Source organism: Lawsonibacter celer (assembly GCF_014281125.1).
Taxonomy (GTDB): Bacteria; Bacillota; Clostridia; order Oscillospirales; family Oscillospiraceae; genus Lawsonibacter_B; species Lawsonibacter_B celer.
This window is the reverse complement of the sequence record NZ_JACOEA010000005.1, coordinates 43819-65568: the sequence shown is the minus strand read 5'-3', so window position 1 is coordinate 65568 and position 21750 is coordinate 43819. Positions and strand designations below refer to the sequence as shown.

Annotated in this window: 14 protein-coding genes; 8 read left to right on the top strand and 6 right to left on the bottom strand. The window is 58.8% G+C overall.

What is annotated here, in order from left to right:
- Positions 1–184: 184 nt before the first annotated feature.
- A complete protein-coding gene (locus H9Q75_RS09400) occupies positions 185–1099 on the top strand; it encodes a 3-hydroxyacyl-CoA dehydrogenase family protein (RefSeq protein ID WP_186566432.1) in 915 nt (304 codons plus the stop codon).
- A gap of 448 nt (positions 1100–1547) precedes the next feature.
- Positions 1548–4307 carry an S-layer homology domain-containing protein gene (locus H9Q75_RS09395; protein ID WP_186566430.1) on the top strand — a complete coding sequence of 920 codons (2760 nt, stop codon included), beginning with the start codon at positions 1548–1550 and terminating at the stop codon, positions 4305–4307.
- A 67-nt stretch (positions 4308–4374) separates the two neighbouring features.
- Here the strand turns inward: H9Q75_RS09395 and H9Q75_RS09390 are convergent, their stop codons facing one another.
- Positions 4375–4791 carry a hypothetical protein gene (locus H9Q75_RS09390; RefSeq protein WP_186566638.1) on the bottom strand — a complete coding sequence of 139 codons (417 nt, stop codon included), beginning with the start codon at positions 4789–4791 and terminating at the stop codon, positions 4375–4377.
- Positions 4792–4992: 201 nt separating this feature from the next.
- Here H9Q75_RS09390 and H9Q75_RS09385 point away from each other — a divergent pair, with 201 nt between their 5' ends.
- On the top strand, positions 4993–5391 hold the full coding sequence (locus H9Q75_RS09385) for a hypothetical protein (RefSeq protein ID WP_186566428.1): 399 nt from the start codon (positions 4993–4995) through the stop codon (positions 5389–5391).
- 73 nt (positions 5392–5464) lie between these two features.
- Here H9Q75_RS09385 and H9Q75_RS09380 read toward each other — a convergent pair whose 3' ends face one another.
- Positions 5465–8134 (bottom strand): S-layer homology domain-containing protein, encoded by a 2670-nt coding sequence (locus tag H9Q75_RS09380; RefSeq protein WP_186566426.1) that lies wholly within the window; start codon positions 8132–8134, stop codon positions 5465–5467.
- A gap of 485 nt (positions 8135–8619) precedes the next feature.
- Between H9Q75_RS09380 and H9Q75_RS09375 the strand changes: the two genes are divergently transcribed.
- The 5 genes from H9Q75_RS09375 to H9Q75_RS09355 all read left to right on the top strand — a co-directional run bounded on the left by H9Q75_RS09375 (position 8620) and on the right by H9Q75_RS09355 (position 17886).
- The gene (locus H9Q75_RS09375) at positions 8620–10518 is read left to right on the top strand and encodes an efflux RND transporter periplasmic adaptor subunit (protein ID WP_186566424.1); all 1899 of its coding nucleotides are present in this window, start codon (positions 8620–8622) and stop codon (positions 10516–10518) included.
- A gap of 4 nt (positions 10519–10522) precedes the next feature.
- Positions 10523–11218, top strand: a complete 696-nt coding sequence (locus H9Q75_RS09370; RefSeq protein ID WP_279287663.1) for an ABC transporter ATP-binding protein — start codon at positions 10523–10525, stop codon at positions 11216–11218.
- Complete coding sequence (locus H9Q75_RS09365; RefSeq protein WP_186566422.1) at positions 11215–12423, top strand: ABC transporter permease; 1209 nt, start codon at positions 11215–11217, stop codon at positions 12421–12423. Before H9Q75_RS09370 ends, H9Q75_RS09365 begins: the two co-directional genes overlap by 4 nt.
- A gap of 13 nt (positions 12424–12436) precedes the next feature.
- Positions 12437–14806: an S-layer homology domain-containing protein gene (locus tag H9Q75_RS09360; protein WP_186566420.1), complete on the top strand. Its 2370-nt coding sequence runs from the start codon at positions 12437–12439 to the stop codon at positions 14804–14806.
- Positions 14807–15135: 329 nt separating this feature from the next.
- Positions 15136–17886, top strand: coding sequence for an S-layer homology domain-containing protein (locus H9Q75_RS09355; protein WP_186566418.1), 2751 nt, complete (start codon positions 15136–15138; stop codon positions 17884–17886).
- Between the two features lie 60 nt (positions 17887–17946).
- Here H9Q75_RS09355 and H9Q75_RS09350 read toward each other — a convergent pair whose 3' ends face one another.
- From H9Q75_RS09350 to H9Q75_RS09335, 4 genes are all read right to left on the bottom strand, one after another.
- The gene (locus H9Q75_RS09350) at positions 17947–18555 is read right to left on the bottom strand and encodes a hypothetical protein (protein ID WP_186566636.1); all 609 of its coding nucleotides are present in this window, start codon (positions 18553–18555) and stop codon (positions 17947–17949) included.
- 122 nt (positions 18556–18677) lie between these two features.
- Positions 18678–20405 carry a phospho-sugar mutase gene (locus H9Q75_RS09345; protein ID WP_186566416.1) on the bottom strand — a complete coding sequence of 576 codons (1728 nt, stop codon included), beginning with the start codon at positions 20403–20405 and terminating at the stop codon, positions 18678–18680.
- 29 nt (positions 20406–20434) lie between these two features.
- On the bottom strand, positions 20435–20914 hold the full coding sequence (rlmH, locus tag H9Q75_RS09340; RefSeq protein WP_186566618.1) for a 23S rRNA (pseudouridine(1915)-N(3))-methyltransferase RlmH: 480 nt from the start codon (positions 20912–20914) through the stop codon (positions 20435–20437).
- 16 nt (positions 20915–20930) lie between these two features.
- Positions 20931–21722 carry an MBL fold metallo-hydrolase gene (locus H9Q75_RS09335; RefSeq protein ID WP_186566415.1) on the bottom strand — a complete coding sequence of 264 codons (792 nt, stop codon included), beginning with the start codon at positions 21720–21722 and terminating at the stop codon, positions 20931–20933.
- Positions 21723–21750: the final 28 nt, after the last annotated feature.

The following is a 21750-nucleotide window of genomic DNA, read 5'->3' as shown; positions in this document are numbered from 1 at the left end:
CGAAAAATGTCTACTTTTGTCCGTTGACAAATTTCAAAATATGTCCAACAACCTTCAAATTTCTTGACCGTGCGGCCGACCTTGGTGTATAAGTAAAAATGTGGATGGCTTCTCAGCAGGATTTCATGTACTTTGCATAAACCCAGAACCTTCGGAACATTTGACATGTAGTAGGAGGAAGCATATGAAAAAAGATAAGATTGCCTTTATTGGATGCGGCCTCATCGGTGCTGGTCTTGCGGCAAACTCCTTACTGACCGGTCACCCGACTGCGCTGTACGACACCTGTGACCTCGCCATTATCAGGGATCGCATTGCTGCGATCCTGACCACCTTTGTGGAAAATGGCGTATACACCAAGGAGCAGGCGGAGGAAGCTGCCTCTCTGGCGTTCTATACCAATGACATGGTTGCCGCAGTAGAAGGCGCTGTATTTGTACAGGAGTCCGCGCCAGAACGTCTTGAGATCAAACGCAGCATTTACCGCACAGTGCAGGAGACCTGCGGCCGTGATGTGGTCATCGGCAGCTCCGCATCCAATATCATGACCAGTACGCTCCAGGAGGGCGCACTCTACCCGGACCGCATCGTGGTGGGACATCCCTTCAACCCCTCGCACTTGCTGCCCACGATTGAAGTCGTTGTCGGAAAGCAGACCAGTCAGGAGACGGTAGACTTTACGAAACAGATTTACAGCGAGATGGACAAGGTTCCCGTCGTCTGCCTGAAGGATGAGGTTGGCTATCTGGTTCAGCGGATTAACAGCCAGATCCTGGAGACGGCCATCTATCTGGCCAACAACGGCTATGCCAGCGTGGAGGACATCGACAAGGCCATTATGTACGGGCCCGGTATGCGTCTGCCTCTGTGTGGCCAGCTGCTCTCCATCGGCTTGGGCGTGGCCGGCGGCGGTTGGCGTGCACTGGCCCAGAAATACTGCGGTACCGATGCTCCCAAGGAGTATCTGGTTGTGGCCGACGGCGTGGATGAGGAGATGGCACACCGCCCCGCCGCGATTGGCAATGATGTGGAAAGCATTATTAAGTACCGTGACAAGGCGCTCATTGAACTGCAGCGTGTGCAGAGAAGGATTCCATAGATTTACCCTGCCAATACGGACTTTATCCAGCCTGGATTTACCCTAAAAAAGTAAAAGCGGGGCGCACCGTTATACGGTACGCCCCGCTTTTCTGCTCCCTCCCATACAGCGCGTGTTCTAAAATAGAGGCTTTCCTTTCACCTGAAGCGCCAATCCCATCCCTCTGCGCCTGCAATTGAGGAGAATGTCTACCAAAAGTCTACCAAGCCAAACCCGCAAGTGACTGCCCTGCAGCCATTTGCGGGTTTTATATTGTTCAAATCAGAAAGTCTGTCTACCAAATGTCTACCACCGGAACTTTCAAAAGGGAAACAGTCGCATTTCTAATTAAAACATTTGTCTTCAGCAACCAATTTGATGGGTGCAAGGGGCGTTATACGCCCCTGTTTGGCAATTTAGACAGGGAAGATAGCGTCCCCACTCAAATTTTAAAAGGAGGAATATCCAAATGAGAAACCTCAAGCGTGCTCTCAGTCTGGTCCTGGCCGCCGCCATGCTCATCGGCATGATGGTTGTCAGCGCCGGTGCTGCGGGCTCCAACGATTTCACCGATAAGGATGAGATCGTCAACAATGAGGCCGTCTCTGTCCTGGTGACCCTTGGTGTCATCAACGGCAAGGAGGACGGCAGCTACTTTGATCCCACCGGGATCGTCACCCGTGCCGAGATGGCCAAGATGATTACTGTCGCCCTGCACGGCGGCAAGGATCCTGTCCTGGGTGTCAAAGACAAGCCCAGCTTCAGCGACATTAAGGGTCACTGGGCTGAGAGCTACATCGAATACTGCACCAGTGACGCTGTGGGCGTCATCTCCGGCCGCGGCAACGGCACTTTCGACCCCAACGCGACTGTTACCGCCGCTGAGGCCGCCAAGATGCTGCTGGTCGCCATCGGCTACAAGGCCGACGTGTTTAAGCTGACCGGCGGTTCTTGGCAGATCAACACCGACGTGTACGCCAACCAGGCTAAGCTGTATGATGGGCTGAACATCACCTCCTCTGCGCAGCTGACCCGCGACAACGCCGCCCAGATGATCTGGAATGGTATTCAGGCTGCTATGATGGTCCGCTCCTGGTCTCAGAACCAGCAGACCGGCCAGATTACTGAGGGCTACAACCTGGCGCTCAATAATGATGGTACTGTTGCTAAGAGCATCCTGACTGAGAAGTTTGGTGCTACTATTACTGACTCTGCTGTTCTGAAGCTTGTGGATCTGGACAATAAGGGCACCTACACCCTTGAGACCTCCGGCACTGACGCCAATGCGAAAACTAAGAAGGACTTCGCCAAGGTTGAGGGCAACTATGCTGACCTGCTGGGCCAGAATGTCCGTGTAGTCTACAAGATGGTTAATGGTCAGACTCAGGTTTACGGCGTGTTCGCTGACGAAACCAACAACGTTATCGAAGCCAACGTAAATAAGATCGAGTCTGTCTCCAGCACCGAGATCAAGATTGACGGTGCCAAGTACAAGCTGGCCTCCTCCGGCCTGTACACCATTACCGATGGTGTGTACGCCGCTGGCCTGAGCCTAGCGGTCGCTCCTACTTCCTTCAACACCTTCAAGCTGATCGATAACGACGGCGACAACAAGTATGACGGCGCTGTTGTTACCACTGTTGCCGCCGCCAAGGTGACCTATGCTTCTTCCACCGAGATTATTGCCGGCGGCACCACCTATAAGCAGGCGGATCACAATATCGCCGACGGCATCGCCAAGAACGACTATGTGACCATCGTGTACAATATTGCCGAGGATAAGAAGGACATCACCGAGGTCTCCGCTATCTCCGGTGCGGTTGACGGCGTGAAGACCATCAACACCACCTCCTGTGTCCGTGTGGATGGTGCTTGGTATGCCAAGAACAGCGAGACCATGAATATTGATGTCACCTACAAGTTCTATGCGGTGAACGGCGTTGTGATTTCCGGCTCTGTGGATGCTTCTTCCGCCGATATTGCCAACCTGATCATGGTTCTGGCTACCGACACCGAGATGCTGACCAACAAGGCTATGGTGATGCATGCCGACGGCACCATCGAGACTGTGACCATTGACGGCGCTGGTGTTGCCGCCGCCTCTGGCGAGATGTATACCTACACTGAAACCGATAAGGGCTTCAAGCTGGCCGCCGCCGCGACCATCGGCAGCGATTACACTTGGGCTGCTGACGGAACTGTCGCGGCTGGCGCCGGCGGCAAGGTTGCTACCGTAAACAGCAATAATGTCGCCGATGACGCTGTGATCTTTGTGAAATCCACCGACGGCGGCAAGGTCATCACCGGCAAGCAGTTCAAGAACCTGGCCAGCTCCATTCTGGGCGCTGGCAACAACCAGATTTCCACCACCGCTTCCGGCTCCTACACCTCCGTGGTGAACGGCCTGACCCGCGTGTCCTATGCCGGCGTTATCTTCAACGGTAAGGCCGCCGACCTGGGCGTGACCAGCGGCAACGTGAATTACGCCTATGTCACCTCCGCTTCCTACACGGTGTCCTCCAGCTACACCACTTACACCATCTGGAACGGCGAGAGCAACCTGACCGTCATTGACAAGGGCGCTACCACCGTGGCGAAGGGCGATATCCTGACCTACGATACCATTGATGGCGACTACATCACTGGCGTGTCCAAGATTAGTCTGACTGCTCCTTCCATGGCTGGTGCTGACGGTGTCGCTTATGTGGCTGGTAAGGAAGGCGATTACCTCTTCCTAGACGGCACCGCCGATGCCTCCAACAAGTACAAGGTCACCAGCAACACCAAGTACCTGTATGTGGACTCCAACGCCTCCAAGGCTGACGAGATCGGCAAGGATTCCGGCGAGGTGGTCCTGGCCAACAAGTTCGGCGGCTCCATCTACATGGACAACGTCATCGCTGTGGTGAATACCTCCGGCGAGCTGGAGCTGCTGGTTGTTGATGTGAAGAACAACCTGACCAACAGCGTGAACGCCACTCTGACCGCGGCCGCTCCCACCATTTCTAACGCCAACGTGTCTCTGAGCAAGACTACCGGCATCAAAGCCGGCGACGCCATTGAGGTCACCATTACCGCCACCGGTGCTGTGACCACTGGCTCTCTCACTCTGACCAATGCGAAGGCTGCTGACGGCACTGCTTCCGTCACCTATCCTTCCCTGGCTGATGGCGAGACCTACAAGTTCACTGTCTTTGCTGACGGTGTGGGTGCTGTTTCCTTCACCTAATTGACAGGGGCAGAAAGCGAAGCCTTTTATGAAAAGAGACCCTCCGGCTTTTGCCGGAGGGTCTCTCCTATACCGCCAGATAATAATAAGTCGTGCTGGTGTCGTTGAACTGTGCCTGCTTGCTGTCGGGTGAATACCAGGAGACTGTATTTCCCGACCAAGTAACGTACACCTGGGAATTATTCGCTCCAAAAGCCTTGGCATTCCCATTCGTTCCTGGCAAACAGACCGCCTGCCGGCTGCTGTCACCGGGACAAAACAGCAGCACCAGCGTGGGTTTGAAGTCAAAGGTCAGGTTGCTTGCTCCTGCGCTACCGTACGTGCCGTCGCCTACATAAGTCCCCACTGCTACTCTTGGAACTGATTGAGCGGTTTTCTGCAATTCCGCGTCAATTTTGGCAAGGTCCTCGTTAAAGTCTGTTCGTAAAAAATCGTCCCCCGGTTCCCACTGGTGTAATTGATAGTTGTCTGTATAACCCGCCATAAATATAACCTCCCTTTATCAGAGGCCCCCCACCCGCCTTTTGTTGCACGCTTGGCGGAGCGTGGCGGCAGGCCTGCCTTTTTGCAGAAAAAAGACCGTTGTTTTGTACTTTTTTCCGCAAAAAGGCAGGATGGGAGCCCTACCTGGAAAGACGTACATCCAAACCGCTCCGGGCCGGAAGTGGTGAGGAGGAATGTATATATGGCAACAGAAACGACCAATTACGGCTTGCACCAGTGGGACCCGGAGGACAGCTTTTTACGGACAGATTTTAACGAAAATTTTGCCAAGATTGATGAAGCATTGGGGGTATTGGCATCAGAACGAATCGCTGTGGGTAGCTATGTAGGAGACGGCTCAGCCAGCCGCACCATTTCACTTCCCTTTACACCACAAGTGCTTATCATTTCAGGTCAAAAACAGGTGAGTGATTATACCAGGGGTCTGCTGACGCTTGTATTCGGAGCTTATTGCCACCGCTTTTTTGCAGAGAGCAACAACGTCGACGGCAATATACAAATTGTAGAAGAGGGCTTTGAGATCCAAGGAGATTACCACAATGACACTGGCCTGGAACAGCGATACCTGGCAATTAAATAAAAGAGAAACAGAGGGACGACCTGAATGGGTCGTCCCTCTGAACTTATCTAGGATAAGTTTTTGTATGCGATAATTAGTCGACGGTGATAAAGATGGCAGCCACATTGGAAGTAGCGGCGCCGTCCTTCTCAGCCAGGACCACGAAGCCGCCGTTGCCATTAACCTCGGACAGATCGCTGTTAATATAGACAACCTGAGTGTCCTCGGTAATGTTGTAGTAGTCGCTGCCAGCGCCCAGCAGGTCGCCGCTGACTACCAGAGTGGCATCGTAGAGGTAGTAAGTGTTGGTCACAGAAGTGCTGGAGGTAGTGGCCAGAGCGGTGGTGTTGACCTTCTTGTTCTCGTCATAGGTGAACAGGCCGGAGTCGGAGGCAACGCCAGTGCCGATCTTATCGCCGGGAGCCAGCTCAACGGTGGTGCCGTCGGCGTAGGTACCGGTGTAGACGTACTTGGTCTCGCCGTCCACCAGAGTCTCAGAGAACTTAGTGGCGTCAATGTACACGTAGTCCTTAGTGGCATCCGCGCTGAAGCCGCTGGCCGTAGAGATAAAGACCACAGACGCAGTGCCCAGGTTTCTGGTGCTGCCGGTCTTCATAACAGCATAGCCGGTACCGGTAGCGGCGGTGGGCAGGTTGGAAGAACCGGTGTAGACGGCGACCGTCTTCTTGTTGGCATTGTACACCACAAACTTGGTGTTCTTGTCAGCCAGGACGGTCTTGTCGGTGTTCGCCGTGTACTTGGTCGTATCCTTGGTCACATTGCCGGACAGGGTAGCGGCATACACGGTGTCGTTGGAAGTCGCAGAACTGTTAGCGGGCAGATCGGTCAGGGTCTCCAGCTTAATGGTATCACTGCTCATGGTGTAACCAAAGGCCTTGGTCTCCATGTAGTCGGCCAGACCAGTAACAGCAGTAGCAGTGCTGGTAGAGCCTGCATCATAGACACAGATGTTGGTGCCCTTGACGACATAGTCGCCGGCGGCCAGCGTAACGCTGTCGTTGGCAGAAGTGGTGCCGATCCGGGCATCGCCAGTCTTCAGCTTCTCCACGTCGATGGTATACACACCCAGGGTGCCGTCAGCCAGCATAATGCGGGCTTCCACGGAGGGAGTGGTGCCGTCAATGGTGGTGGACAGCTTGCCGTTGACATCGATCACGAAAGCGTAATCGGTGGAGGCGGCGGTGGAGGTGGTGGCAACCAGATAGCCGTACTGGTCAATGTAGTACACAAAATCCTTGCTGCCGTTGTTAAAGGTGGCAACGTTAGTTACACCAGAACCAACGGTGTACTGAGTGCCGGAGATGGTAACCTTACCGTCGTTGGTCTTGGAAGTCTGGGTGCCGGTAATATTGGTGGTGGGGTAAACATAGAGGACAGTGCTGCCAGTGGGCTTCACAGCGGTGACATAGTCGCCCTTGGAGATGCTACCATTGATCTTAATGGTATCGTCGTTGCTGTCGTCCACATAGTCAATACCAGCGGGCACGCTGTTGGAGAAGGTGTAGGTCACCTTGTCCTTAGCAGTGGTCACGCCGTTGACCTTAGCCACGGTGTAGGTCACTTCCACGATATCGGTAATTACGCTATCCTTGTTGGCAAAGATCTCCACCAGCTTGCCATTGGCAGTCAGAGCGGCAATCGCCTCGGCAATCGTCTTACCGGTGCCAGTACCGTCGATGGCCAGAGTGGTAGCGGTGGTAGACTTGCTGTTGGCGTAGACGTTCACAGCGGCAGTCAGCGCATTGGTGCCGGTAACATACTTCGTGGTGTTGTTGACCTTCACGTTGGTAGTGCTGGCATTGTCGTCAATGTAGTAGCCGTTCAGAGCCTTGGCGACGTCAGCGGCCTTGGTAGAAGCGTTAAAGGCAACAACAGGAGCCTTGCTGGAGAAGGTAACATCCTTGTTCTCGAACTTCCAGGTGCTGCCGGGACGGCCAAAATCATCGTTGTCGGCGGGAACCTTCTTCAGCTCGTCAAAGTACTTCTCGCAGAACTGCTGATAACCCAGGCCATCAGCGCCGGTAGCGGTGCCGGCATAGTTGTTGGCATCAGCAACCGCAATAGCGGCGGCATCAGAGGCGCCAATCACAATGGTGGTGCCGTCGGAGGTGGTGACCTCAGTGCCCTTGTTGGAGTAGCGAACCATGTTGGCGGTCAGGGTCTGGAAAGCCATCTGGGCGGCGTTGTCGCGGCTCAGAGGATCAGACAGGGTAATACCGCTCACATCGATGCCGGCAGAGACCATGTCCACGGCCACGTTGGTGGCCCAGTCCTTGCCCACATAGCCCTCGATCTTGGCGTCATAGCCCAGGGCCACCAGCAGCATCTTGCCAAAGGTCAGGCCGGTCAGCTCACCCTCGGGGTTAAACTTGCCGTTGCCGGTACCGGCCAGGATGCCCAGGTTGGAGCAGTAGGCAATGTAAGCGGCAGACCAACGGTTGGCCGCTACGTCGCTGAAGATCGTGCTGTTGTTGGACAGCTTCTCAGCGTTGGCAGGGCCCATCATCATATAGCAGATGATCTTGGCCGCCTGCTCACGGGTCAGGATGCCGGTGGGGTTGAAGTCGCCCTTGTTAGTGCCCTCGAGCACGCCCAGAGCAACCATCACATCCACGGCCTCGGTGTTCTTGATCTCAGCAGAGTCGCTGAAATCCTTGCTCGCAGCGCTGGCGCTGACGACCATCATGCCAACGAGCATGGCGGCGGCCAGAACCAAGCTGAGAGTCCGCTTGAGGTTTCTCATTTGGATATTCCTCCTTTTAAAATTTGAGTGGGGACGCTATCTGCCTTGTTCAAATTGCCGAACAGGGGCGTATAACTCCCCTTGCCTCTGTGAGCATGATAAAACAACTTTCCCTTCCCGTCAACCGCTTCCCGCGATTTGTAACAAAGCTGTAAAATAGCTGGAGCAAGCTGTTTTTCCGCCCGTTTTCTATTAGACGGAACAGTCGGGCAAAAGGTTCCGCCCACCCCGAACTTTTTTATTTCGACGGCTTCGGCCTGTATGATAGAGCAGGGGGGTGGTCCTTGAAACAGTACTTTTTTATTTATTTAAGGAGAGGCAAAAAAATTGTACGAAAGCGTGCAACTTATTCCTCCTTCCACTCGTCTAAAAAGCACCTGAAAAAATCTTAAGGATTCATTAAGAACTTGTCACTGGTTTGTAATTCCAGCGCGGCGGCGCTGTGGTACAATAACAACAAGGTCAATATTAGGAGGTACGGACAAATGGCAGAAGTGCAGACCCCTGTCCTGGATACGCCGGCGGTCACGCCGGGCACGGGGGGACCGAAAAAGAAGAAAAAAAAGGGCATGAGCCGCGGCGCGCGCATCGCCCTGACGATCATCATCCTGGCGGCCGTCGCCATCGCGGTGGCCGTGGTGCTCTACCTTTTTATTTTTAAAGAGGACACCAGCAAGGGCACGGCTATGACCGACTTTGTCTCCATCGGCTCGATCCAGAGCACCGTGGAGGGCAGCGGCACCACCAAGGCCAAGGACTCGGCCACCATTACGCCCACCAGCGGCGGCACTGTGCTGGAGGTCTTTGTGCAGGAGGGCGACCAGGTCACCGAGGGGCAGCCCCTCTATACCATGGACGACACCGCGGCCCAGAAAGCGGTGTCGGACGCCCAGAAGGCGGTGGACGACGCGGCCAAGACCGTGACCAACTGCCAGAAGGAGCTGCAGGCGGTGTATGACTCCATCGCGGACCTGACCATCACCGCCCCCCACGCGGGCAAGCTGATGGACGTGGCCAGCCTGAAGCGGGGGGACGACGTAAGCGTGGGCGACAAGATCGCCACCCTGGTCAACGACACCAAGCTGCGCCTGTCCCTCTACTACAGCTACGCTTATGAGGGGCAGATCTCCAAGGGGCAGAGCGTACAGATCTCCATTCCCGCCGTCATGGCTACCCGCTCCGGCAAGGTGGAGCAGGTCAACTATGTGCGCCGGGTGGTGCCTGAGGGCGGCGTGATGTTCGAGGTCATTCTGGTTCTGGACAATCCCGGTACCCTCACCGAGGGGATGGACGCCTCGGCGGCGATTACCGCGGCCGACGGCACAGCCATCTATCCCTACGAAAACGGCAAGCTGGAATACTATGAGACCACCGAGATCACCGCCAAGGCCCGCGGCCCGGTGGAGAGCATCAATCTGATGAACTACGCCGACGTAAAGGCGGGCGCGCTGCTGGTGCAGCTGGGCGAGGAGGACCAGGACGAGGAGATCGCCTCCAAGGAGCTGGCGCTCCAGTCCGCCCAGGAGGCGCTGAAGACTGCGCAGGATAAGCTGACGGAGGCCCAGAAGGGGCTGGCCAACCACAACGCGGTGGCCCCCATCTCCGGCACTGTGCTGGCGTGCAGCCTGGTGGCCGGCACCGAGGTGCAGAGCGGTCAGGCCATCACCATCGCGGACACCAGCGTGATGACCATTGAAATTAAGGTGGATGAGCGCAACATCCAGTACGTAAAGCCCGGCATGTGGGTGGACATCGACCAGTACGGCAATTACTTTGGCGGCGTGGTGGAGTCGGTCTCCCAGATCGCCAACGCCGAAAACGGCGTGGCCACCTTCCCTGCCGTTGTCAAGGTGGATAACCCCGACGGCCTGCTCATGAGCAATATGTATGTCAGCTACTCCTTTGTGGCCAGCCAGTCGGACAACTGCCTCACCGTGCCCATTCAGGCCGTCAAATACGTCACCCTCGCCGACACGGGCGGCATGGCGGGCGATGACGGAATGATGGAGGACGGCGCCATTACGGACGGCGACCTGGCGGAGCCCGTGCCCGAGGCGTATACCGGCGGTGCGGCGCCCAGCAGCCTGGGAATGGTCATATCGTCAAGCGGCGGCTCTGTGTCCATCGGCGGCGGCTCCGGCGGTCGGCCGGGCGGCTCCTCGGGCGACGGCACCGCAACCATCGTATTTGTCAAGGCGGATACCATGCCGGAGAACGGCATTGCTGAGCCCGACCCCGCCTGGGAGTGCCCGGAGGGCTTCTGGGCCGTGCCCGTTGAGGTGGGTCTGGCGGACACCACCCGCGCGGAGATTCTCAGCGGCCTGAACGAGGGCGACGAGGTATTCATCGGCTACGAGACTCAGAGCGCCGACAGTTGGGGTTAACGCCATGCTGATTGACGTAAAAAACCTCTTCAAGATTTATAATGAGGGCGAGGAGGCTGAGGTGCGGGCCCTGGACGGGGTGAGCGTGGGCATCGACCGGGGGGAATTTGTAGCCATCATCGGTGCCTCCGGCTCCGGCAAGTCCACCCTGATGAACATTCTCGGATGCCTGGACATTCCCACCTACGGGGACTATCACCTGGACGGGCTAGATGTGACCGAGCTCAACGACCGGCAGCTGGCCCATGTGCGCAACAAGCAGATCGGCTTTATCTTTCAGGGCTATAACCTCATCCCCGCTCTTAACGCCTGGGAGAATGTGGAGCTGCCTCTGATCTATCAGGGCGTGCCCGCCTCCCGGAGGGCCGACCAGGTGGAGGAGGCCCTGGAGCGGGTGAATATGGCTGACCGGGCCAAGCACAGGCCCACGGAGATGTCCGGCGGCCAGCAGCAGCGGGTGGCCATCGCCCGGGCCATCGCCACCCGGCCGCCTATCATCATGGCGGACGAACCAACCGGCGCTCTGGACTCCAAAACCGGGCTTCACGTGCTGGAGATTCTGCACTCCCTCCACGCCGACGGCTCCACCATCATCCTCATCACCCATGACAACGGCATTGCCGCCACGGCGAACCGGGTGGTGCGCCTGTCCGACGGGCACATCATCTACGACGGCGCCAGAGAGGGGGCGTTCCAGTGAATCTCAATCAGGCGTTTAAAATCGCGGCAAAATCCATTGCCGCCAAGAAGGGGCGCTCCGCTCTGACCATGTTGGGCGTCATCATCGGTCTGGCGGCGGTCATCATCCTGGTCTCCTACGCCCAGGGCCAGAACGCCCAGATGCGCGCCTACTACGAGAGTCTGGGCACCAACATCATCAACATCGAGGCCAGCAGCTGGTCCGGTCGGGACCTGACGGACGACCTGTATGCCTACTGCATGGAGATGGACGACTACGTGCTGGGCGTCTCCCCCAAGATCGAGATGTGGAACGACATTGTCATCAAATATGGTGCCAAGACCCTGAGCAACATGACTGCGGAGCGCTGGGAGGACACCCCGCAGCTGGCCATGGGCAACCACCAGTTCTCCCTTTGCAGCAACTACACCATCGCCAAGGGGCGTGACATCAGCTACCTGGACGTGCAGAAATACAACCAGGTGTGCGTGCTGGGCTCGCACATGGCGGAGCTGATTTTCAACTACGCAAACCCCATCGGCCAGACCATCACCATCAATAATCTACCCTTTGAGGTCATCGGCGTCTACGAGGAGCAGGACCCGAACTTTATGACAGGCAAGGACAACTATATCGTGGTGCCCTACACCATGACCCGCTACCTGAACAGCAGCACCTCCTGGAGCTCCTTCGTAGCCAAGGCCAAGGACGGCCCCTCCACCACCAAGGCCATCACCCTGCTCAACGGGTTCCTCAAGGGACTCATCGGCGAGAACGGCTATTACAATGTGCAGACCCCCAACCAGTGGCAGGAGCAGGGCGACGAGCAGATCAAGCTCCAGCAGCGCTTCCTGGGCGGCATCGCCGCCATCTCCCTGGCTGTGGGCGGCATCGGCATTATGAACATTATGCTGGTCACCGTGACCGAGCGCACCCGGGAAATCGGTATCCGCAAGGCCATCGGCGCTGAGCGCAAGAGCATTATCGCCCAGTTCCTGATTGAGGCCTGTATGATCTGCGGCATCGGCGGACTGCTGGGTATCCTGGTGGGCTATATCGGTACGCTGATCGTAGGAAAGCTGTCCTTTAATATGATCCTGCTGCCCAGCGCCGGCATCACGGTGGGCGCGTTCCTGATTTCCGTGGCCCTGGGCATCGGCTTCGGCCTGTATCCCGCCATTAAGGCCTCCGGCCTCCAGCCGGTGGTGGCCCTGCGCGCAGAGTAAAGGAGAGAGTGAAATGAGAATCAAACGACTGATTGCCTGCCTGCTGGCCGCGGCCACTCTGGCAGGGATGCTGGTATTCCCGGCTTCGGCGGCCAAGCTGTCCGCCTTTACCGACATCACGGACCCCAAGGTGGCGGAGGCCGCAGAAGTACTGCGGGTTCTGGACGTGGTGGACGGCACCGGCGGCGGCGCATTCAACCCCGGCCGGACCCTGACCCGGGCGGAGTTCTGCAAAATGGTCATTGAGATCATGGGCAAGGGCCCCGAGGAGCCCGCGCAGCGCAACCGCACCATCTTTCTGGATGTAAAATCCAGCCACTGGGCCAGGGGCTATATCAACCTGGCGGCCTCCACCACCATCGGCACGGCTCAGGAGGGTCAGCTGGCCACCAAGCTGATTATGGGAGCCGGCGACGGGAACTTTTACCCGGAGCGGATCATCACCTTTGGCGAGGCCGTGACCATTCTGATGCGTGTGCTGGGCTACGGCAATTCTGACGTGGCCACCGGTGCCCACTGGTATGACGGCTATGTAGCCATCGCCCGCTCCAGCGGCCTGGCCGAGGGCCTGAGCCTGGGCGGCGGCTCCACGATTACCCGCGGCCAGGCGGCAATTTTGTTCTATAATCTGCTCTTCACCAATCCCAAAGGCAACAGCGACAGCTATCTGGTCAGCCTGGGCGGGAAGAAGGAGGACGGCGGCATTCTCCTCTCTGTGGACGCCACCGCCCCGGATGGGACCTCGGGCGCGGTGAAAACCACCACCGGCGTGTACAAGACCAACCGCGTCCCCCTGGACGCATCCCTGGAGGGAGCCCAGGGCAGCGTGCTTCTGGATAAAGACGGCAAGCTGCTGGCCTTTGAGCCGGATGAAAAGCTCACCCGCCGCGCTGTCAGCGTCTCCGGCACCCCCAAGGCCACCTATGTGAACATTTCCGGCGGCGAGCGGCTGGATGTAAAGCCGGAGACCACGGTCTATCAGGACGGCGAGGCCAAGACCTATGAGGCCGTCTGGCAGGATCTGAAGCCGGGTACCCCCATGACCTTCTGCTACACGGCGGACGGCAAGCTCAGCTACATCTTCTATCGCCGCACCTCCTCCGCGGAGAGCGCCATGGTGGCCCGGGCCGTCCCCAACGGCACCACCAACCCCTTCTCCTCCCTGGTCTCCGGCCAGACCGGCTACCAGATCTATAAGAACGGTGTGCCCGCCACTGTGGCGGATATCCGCCAGTACGACGTGGCCACCTATGACTCCGCCGCCAAGGTGCTCAATATCTCCGACCTGCGCCTGACCGGTGTGTATGAAAATGTTTACCCCAACACGGAGACGCCCACAAAAATTACGGTTCTGGGCACGGAATTCAATGTCCTTCCCGAGGCGGCCAATGACCTGCAGAACTTTAAGATCGGCGGCCAGCTCACCCTCCTGCTCACCCGGGACGGGCAGGTGGCCGGTGTGGTCTCCACCAGTGCCGCCCGCTCCAACACCGTGGGCGTGGTAAAGTCCATGGACGGCGGCAGAGCAGTGGTTACTCCCCTCAGCGACGTACTCCCAGAGCTCAGCGGCGAGAGCGGCTACTCCGGCGACACCGCTGCCAAGATGGTGGGCCAGCTGGTCACCGTCTCCTCCTCCAAGGTTGGGCAGATCAACCTCTCCAAACTCAGCGGCAGCGGCTCCACCTCCCGCTGGGATGTGGCCTCCGGGAAGCTTGGCACCGCTGAGCTGGCGGAAAATGTGAAGTTCTACGAGCGGGTGGGCAACGGTCAGCCCCATGAGATCAGCCGTGACCAGATTACCTGTGCCAGCGTCCCCGCCTCCAAGATTCTCTACGTGAGCAAGGATTACGCCGGAAAGGTGAATATCCTGGTGCTCAACGATGTCACCGGCGACCTGTATACGTACGGCCGCCTGACCACCAAAGAGGAGGAGACTGGCAGCTTCAACGGCGAGACCATCTATAATACGGTTGTCTCCGTGGAGACGGACGGCAAAACCGCTCCCGACGGCTGGCAGAATAAGAGCATGAGTGTGTTCGGCAGCGTCAATATCCGGCAGAACGCATTTGGCGGCATCTCCCCCTCTCTGGACACCTTTAATGGCTCCCCCAAGCTTGCCGGTTATGTGGAACTGACCGCCCTTTCCGGCGTGCGCCGCAGCGCCTTTGATCTGGAGGCCATGACCGTGACCACCACGGACGCGGTGTTCCCCATTTCCGAGCATGTGGTCTGTTACAATAAGACCACCGGCAAGTGGTTCCCCGACGCGGAGACCCCTAAGGAGGCCCTGAACCAGGCCCGGGCCTATTCCGACAACCTGACCATCTATTATGACAAGGCCCCTCAGGACGGCGGCAAGGTCCGCATCGTCGTTGTGGGATAATCCCCCCTTCCCGAAGCGGAGCGCTGCAGGTGCAGCGCTCCGCTTTTTTGCTGCAAGAAGAGAGAATGTCTACCAAAAGTCTACCAAGCCAAACCCGCAAGTGACTGCCCTGCAGTCATTTGCGGGTTTTATATTGTTCAAATCAGAAAGTTTGTCTACCAAATGTCTACCACCGGAACTTTAAAAGGAGAAACAGTCGTATTTCTAATTAAAACATTTGCCTTCAGCAACCAATTTGATGGGTGCAAGGGGCGTTATACGCCCCTGTTCGGCAATTTGAACAAGGCAGATAGCGTCCCCACTCAAATTTTAAAAGGAGGAATATCCAAATGAGAAACCTCAAGCGTGCTCTCAGTCTGGTCCTGGCCGCCGCCATGCTCATCGGCATGATGGTCATCTCCGCCAGCGCTGCGAGCAAGGATTTCGGCGACTCTGCCGAGATCAAGAACACTGAGGCCGTTGACGTGATGGTCGCCCTGGGCGTCATCAACGGCAAGGGCAACGGCTCCAACTTCGACCCTACCGGCACCCTGACCCGTGCTGAGGCGGCCAAGATTGTCGCCTACATGAACCTGGGTCCCGCCAACGCCGAGAAGCTGGGCACCACCGGCGCTTCCTTCACTGACGTGCCTGCCAAGCACTGGGCGGCTTCCTATATCGGCTACTGCGCCAGCATGGACATTCTGGCCGGCGTGGGCAACGGCAAGTTCAACCCCGAGGGCAAGCTGACCGGCATCGCCTTCGGCAAGATGCTGCTGGTTGCCCTGGGCTTTGACCCTGTTGCCGAGGGCTATGTGAACGATCCCAACTGGTCCACCAACATCGCCGTGGACATGGTCTCCGCCGGCCTGGATGTGAACAATATCGTCCTGTCCGACAACATCTCCCGTGACGACGCCTGCCAGATGGCCTACAACGCCCTGTTTTACAGCAAGACCACCGAGACCAAGGACGTTTACACCATCAACGTGACCACCGACGCCGACAACAGCATGGATCCGGTGAAGGGCACCTCCTATGATACCTTTGCCGAGGCCTATCTGGTGGCTTCCAATGCCAAGGGCTCTGGCGATGCGTTCTCTATCGTAAAGTCCACCCAGGAGGTCAAGACCGACTCCCTGGCCAACAAGATCTTCAAGCTGACCCGCAGCACCACCGACAGCGACGCGTTCCTGCGCCCCGCTACCGGCTACGCCAGCACCCTCAAGGCCTACAAGGATGTGGCCGACATTCTGGCCCCCAAGACTGCCGACTATGTGGTCAACGGCAAGATCACTGAGAAGGACCTGTACAGCATGGTGGGCTACAAGGCCGCCGGCGCTGACTACACCTGGACCAACAACGTGGACGGTGCCGCCTCCTCCAGCCATGCCAGCTCCAAGCCCGGCAAGACCACTGCCACCGCCTTTGCGGACACCGCCCCCGGCACTGTGATGTATGTCTACATCAACGACGATGCCAAGACCGTGACCACCTGCCTGATCAACACCTACATCGGTGAGGTCAAGAAGGTCACCGCCGCCAAGGACGCCGATCCCCGCTTTGTCACCCTGACCAACGGCAAGACCTTTGTCACCGAGGACTTCGCGGTAAAGGACGTAGTCCTGTACACGGATTCCAAGAAGAACGTCGGCGGCTCCCTCCTGGGTGTGCAGTCCCTGGAGATTGCCAAGTCCGTATCCGGCACCCTGACTGCTGTGACCAACAGCAACAAGTTCACTGTGGACGGCACCGATTACATCGTCTCCAACAAGGGCTCCACCGCTCTGGGTACTGCCAACCTGAGCAAGACCGTCTCCTTCTACGTGGACGGCCAGGGCAACATCATGAAGGACATCAGTGCCGCTGCCACCGCCAAGAACTACTTCCTGGTCCTGGCCAACAGCGTTGTCCAGTCCAGCTCTGACTTCCAGAGCGGCGTGACCAACAGCGTTGAGGTCTACGGTGTAGGCACCGACGGCGTGGCCACCACGCTCACCGTCTCCAAGATCGGCGGTGCAGCTGTGAGCAGCAGCAATGTATCTCAGGCAAACGCCAGCAACATCATCAACAAGCTGTACAGCTACGTGGTGGACGCCAACGGCAAGTACGAGCTGACCGAGGTCACCAACTCTGCCGCCACCGTCGATATCGCTGTGAAGGACACCTCCGTTGCCTACAACTCCACCTCCGCCATCCTGAACGATGCCACTACCTTTATCTTCCTGGAGCAGGCGGACAAGACCGCGACCGGCTCTCTGGTCGCCTCCAATATCAGCACCAAGGTGGGCAACGCCAGCATCGGCGCTGCGATCGACGTCAGCGCCACTCCCGCCTACGTGGCTGCTGAGAACGGCGTGGCCAAGTTCGTCTTTGTGACCCGCGCTTACGCTGACTCCAGCACTGACTCCGGCAAGGTGGTCTTTGTGGACGCTTCCACTCAGGTCGCTACCACCACCAGCACTGCCAAGGGCCAGGTGACCGTCTATAGCTATGACGGCTACACCGTGGACGGCAAGATCACCGTCACCAGCAAGACCACCATCGGCTCTGACGCCCTGTACAAGCTGAACGATGACAACACCGTGGGCGCTTCCGTGAGCACCACCTCCGGTGTGATCACCGCTATCAACGGCAGCGTTATCACCATCGCCAGCTCCACCAGCCTGAATGTTGTGGACGGCACCGCCGAGATCTTCATGGGTGAGGATGCCGAGCTGAAGGTCGGCCAGACCGTCTCCTACGTGGCCAACGCCACCAGCACCTCCGACCTGGCCACCATCGTTGTGACCGCCGATCAGGTGACCAAGACCCTGACCCTGGCCGGCACTCCTGATGGCGTCACCTGCACCACCACCGCCTATGAGGTCATCACCGGCACCGGCGTTGTAAACACCATCGCCATCACCGCCACCAAGACTTCCGGCACCTGGGTCGCTGACAAGGCCATTACCCTGGCCATCTCTTCCGTTAGCACTCAGGCTGTTGTTGGCACCGTGACTCCCTCTGCCGCGACCAACACCGTAACCTTCTATGTCACCGTGACCGCTCCCACCAACAACGAGACCATTACCATTTCCAGCGTGACCCAGGCTACCTAATCCCACCCCAACCGCATAAAAACAGGGGACTCCCGGCTGGGAGTCCCCTGTTTTCCGTTCTTATTTCAGCCCGTACACCTCCACCCGGGAGCCCGCCTGGAGGTTGGCCCCGGCGGAGGAGATAGTCACCTCGGTAATCTCCTCCGGGGTCAGGGTCTTGTGCATGGAGCAGCCCTCGACCCCGTGGCAGCTCCATGCGGTATTCCCCGCCCGGTAGTGATAGGTCATGATCTCCCGGAAATGGCACCATACAGTGGGCAGGGTCAGGTCCAGCACCACCCGGCTGAAATAGGTCACGTCGCTGGACAGGGTGGGCACGGTGACCAGGGACGCCAAGGCGCTGCTGTGGCTCACCGTGTCCCGGAACATCAGCACGCTCTCCGCCGCCGCCCGGTTGTTCAGGTAGAGTGAGGCGTTAGAAACGTCACCGCACAGCAGCGCCGGCCGGACCTCCAGCCCCCGATACAGGCTCAGGTCCACGTCGGTCAGAGGAATACGGATCAGCGTGCCCACTTCTGTGCTCACGTACTCCTTCAGCGGAACCGTCTCCTGACGCAGCGCCCCCAGCGCCGCGTCAATTTTCTGAAAGTCCTCGTTGAAGTCCGTCCGTAAAAAGTCGTCTCCCGGTTCCCATTGATGTAATTGATAGTTATCCGTATAGTTTGCCATAAATATAACCCTCCTTTATCAAGGGAGGCCCACCCGCCTTTTGTTGCACGCGCACAGAAAGCGGGCCTTTTCCATGCCCGCCGGCACGGAAAAGGCCCGCTTTTTTCTCTTTTTAAAACAACTCAGCCCTTGAGACTCTCCGCCCAGGCGGCATATTTGGCCACCCGCTCGTCGCAGGCGGCACGGCTGTCCCCATTGGTGAGAATGTAGACCTTCACCTTAGGCTCGGTTCCCGAGGGGCGCACAATCAGGCTGGTGCCGTCGGAGAGCTCGTAGCGCAGCACGTTGGAGCCGGAGAGCTCCATGGGCGCCAGCGCCCTGCCCTGGGCGTCGGTGACCGAGCCGTCCTGATAGTCCTTTCGCTGGGCCACCGGCACCCCGGCGATCTCCACCGGCGGGTGCTCCCGCAGGCCGGCCATAAGGGCGGCCATCTTCTTCAGCCCGTCCAGGCCCGGCATCACCAGGTTCATGGTGCGCTCGCTGTAGTAGCCGTACTTCTCAAACAGTGCGTCCAGCGCGTCGGCCAGGGTCATCCCCTGCCCGGCATACCAGGCGGCCATCTCGGTGAGCATCAGGGCGGCGGTAACCGCGTCCTTGTCCCGGACGTAATCGCCGAACATGTAGCCATAGGACTCCTCGTAGGCAAAGATCACCTTGCCCTGGCCGGACTCCTCCAGTTGGTCCTTCTTTTCGGCCAGGAATTTAAAGCCGGTAAAGGTGTCGTAGCAGTCCAGACCGTTCACCTGGGCCACCTTGCGGGCCATCTCCGTGGTGACGATGGTTTTGAGGGCCACGGGCCTGGCGGGCAGGCGGCCGGTGCGCTTCATGGCGCCGATGAGATAGTCCAGCACCAGCACGCCGGTCTGGTTGCCGGAGATGGCCTGGAACGTGCCGTCCTTGGCGCGCACCATAATGCCCACCCGATCGGCGTCCGGGTCGGAGCCCAGGATGAAATCCGCCCCCTCTTTCCTGGCCAGCTCCACCGCCAGGGCAAAGCCCTCCGGGTTTTCCGGGTTCGGTGAGACCACGGTGGGGAAGTTTCCGTCAATCACCATCTGCTCCGGTACGCAGATCACATGCTTCATGCCCATGCGCGCAAGCGCCTCCGGGATGAGCTTATATCCGGTCCCATGGAAGGGAGTGTAGACCATCCGGAAGGTGTCCGCAACCTTCTCCACCGCGGTGGGGTCCACGACCTGGGCCATGACGTGGGCGAGGAACTTTTCATCGGTCTCCTGCCCCAGCAGGGTAATGAGCCCCCTTTGGAGCGCCTGGTCGTAGTCCGCGGTTTTCACGCAGCCGAACACGTCCAGCTCTGCCATCTTTTTGGCCACCAGATCGGCGTGCCGGGGGGGCAGCTGGGCGCCGTCCTCCCAGTACACCTTATAGCCGTTGTACTCCTTGGGGTTGTGGCTCGCGGTGACGTTGATGCCGGCGATGCAGCCGTACTCCCGCACGGCAAAGGACAGCTCCGGCGTGGGGCGCAGGGCGTCAAACAGCCGCACCGGAATCCCGTTGCCCGCCATGACGCAGGCGGCCTCCCGGGCGAAGAGGGCGGAATTGTTGCGGCAGTCATAGCAGATGGCCACACCCCGGGCCGCGGCCATGGGGCCCTCCTCCAGGATCACCTGGGCAAAGGCCTGGGTGGCGTGGCGGATGATATGCACGTTCATCTGGTGCAGCCCCACGCACATGGTGCCCCGCAGCCCGGCGGTGCCGAACTCCAGGGGGCCGAAAAAGCGGCTCTCAATCTCCTTTTCGTTGCCGGCAATGGCTCGCAGTTCGTCCTTCTCTTCCTCGCTCAGTGCGGGACTGTTCAGCCAGGTCTCATACGCTTGCTTGTACGTCATATCGGTTGCCTCCTCCATTTTATCACCGCTTATTTATGGTAGCTGGAGCCCTCGCGGATCTTAAAGCTCCGGTAGATCTGCTCCAAAAGCATTACCCGCGCCAGGTGGTGGGGAAAGGTCATGGGGGACATGGACAGCCGCCAGTCCGCCCGGCTCTTCACACTGGGATGCAGCCCGTAGGAGCCCCCAATGACAAAGACCAGCGTGCTCCTGCCACTCCCGGCCCAGGCCTCCAGCTTTGCGGAGAGCTCCTCGCTGGAACAGAGCCCGCCCTCCACACACAGCGCCGTGACCGCCGCGCCCTTGGGCACCTTTCCCAGAATCGCTCCGGCCTCCCGCTCCAGCGCGGCGTCGATCTCACCCCGGCCGGGGGTGGAGCCCAGGCGCTCCTCAGGCAGCTCGGTAATGGTCAACCTGCAATACGCCCCCAGCCGCTTGGCGTATTCCGCCGCGGCCTGGGTGTAAAAGCGCTCCTTCAGCTTTCCCACACAGATGATATGGATATTCAGCCCTCGTCGCCTCCATTCATCCCACCCGGAAGCGCCGGCTGGTCTCCGCCCGGGGCGCCACCTCCAGGGTTACGTCCCGTCCAATCGCCGCGCCCGCATATTCCAAGGCCGCGCGCACCGTATCATAGGCCCGCACCGGGGTATTGTTTTCCGCGGAAAGATGGGCCAGCACCACGGTCCGGGCGCCCCCCTCCACCGCGCTGCGGGCCAATTGGGCCCCCGCCTCATTGGACAGGTGGCCCCGGTCCCCCAAGATACGGGCCTTTAAAAAGTAGGGATAGGGCCCGGACTGCACCCAGTCCACGTCGTGGTTGGCCTCTGCCACCAGAAGGTCGGTCCCCCGGATAGCCCGGGCCACCTCCTCCGTCACACGGCCCAGGTCGGTGACCACGGCCGCCTTGCTGCCGCCGCTGGAGACGGCGTAGCCTACGCTCTCCGCCGTGTCATGGGGCGTGGCAAAGCTCTCCACCGCAAGGCCGTCCACCGCGAAGCTCTCCCCGGCGGAGAAGGGGCGCAGCAGCTCCTCCAGAAAGGCGATGCGGTAGCACAGCTGCAGCCCCGTGCCCCGGCTGGCATACACCGGCAGGCGAAACTGCTTGGCCAAAGTGGCCAGCCCGGCAATGTGGTCCGTATGCTCGTGGGTGATCAGCACCCCCGCCAGATCGGCGGGGTTCACATCCAGCTCCTTCAATCCCCGGCAGATGCGGCGGGCTGAAATGCCCGCGTCCACCAGCAGCCGGGTACGGCCGTCGGACGCCAGCAGGCAGTTCCCGCTGGAGCCGCTGGCCAGGGTAACTAGCTCCAGCAAAAAGATCGCTCCTTATGTAAATCAGGGG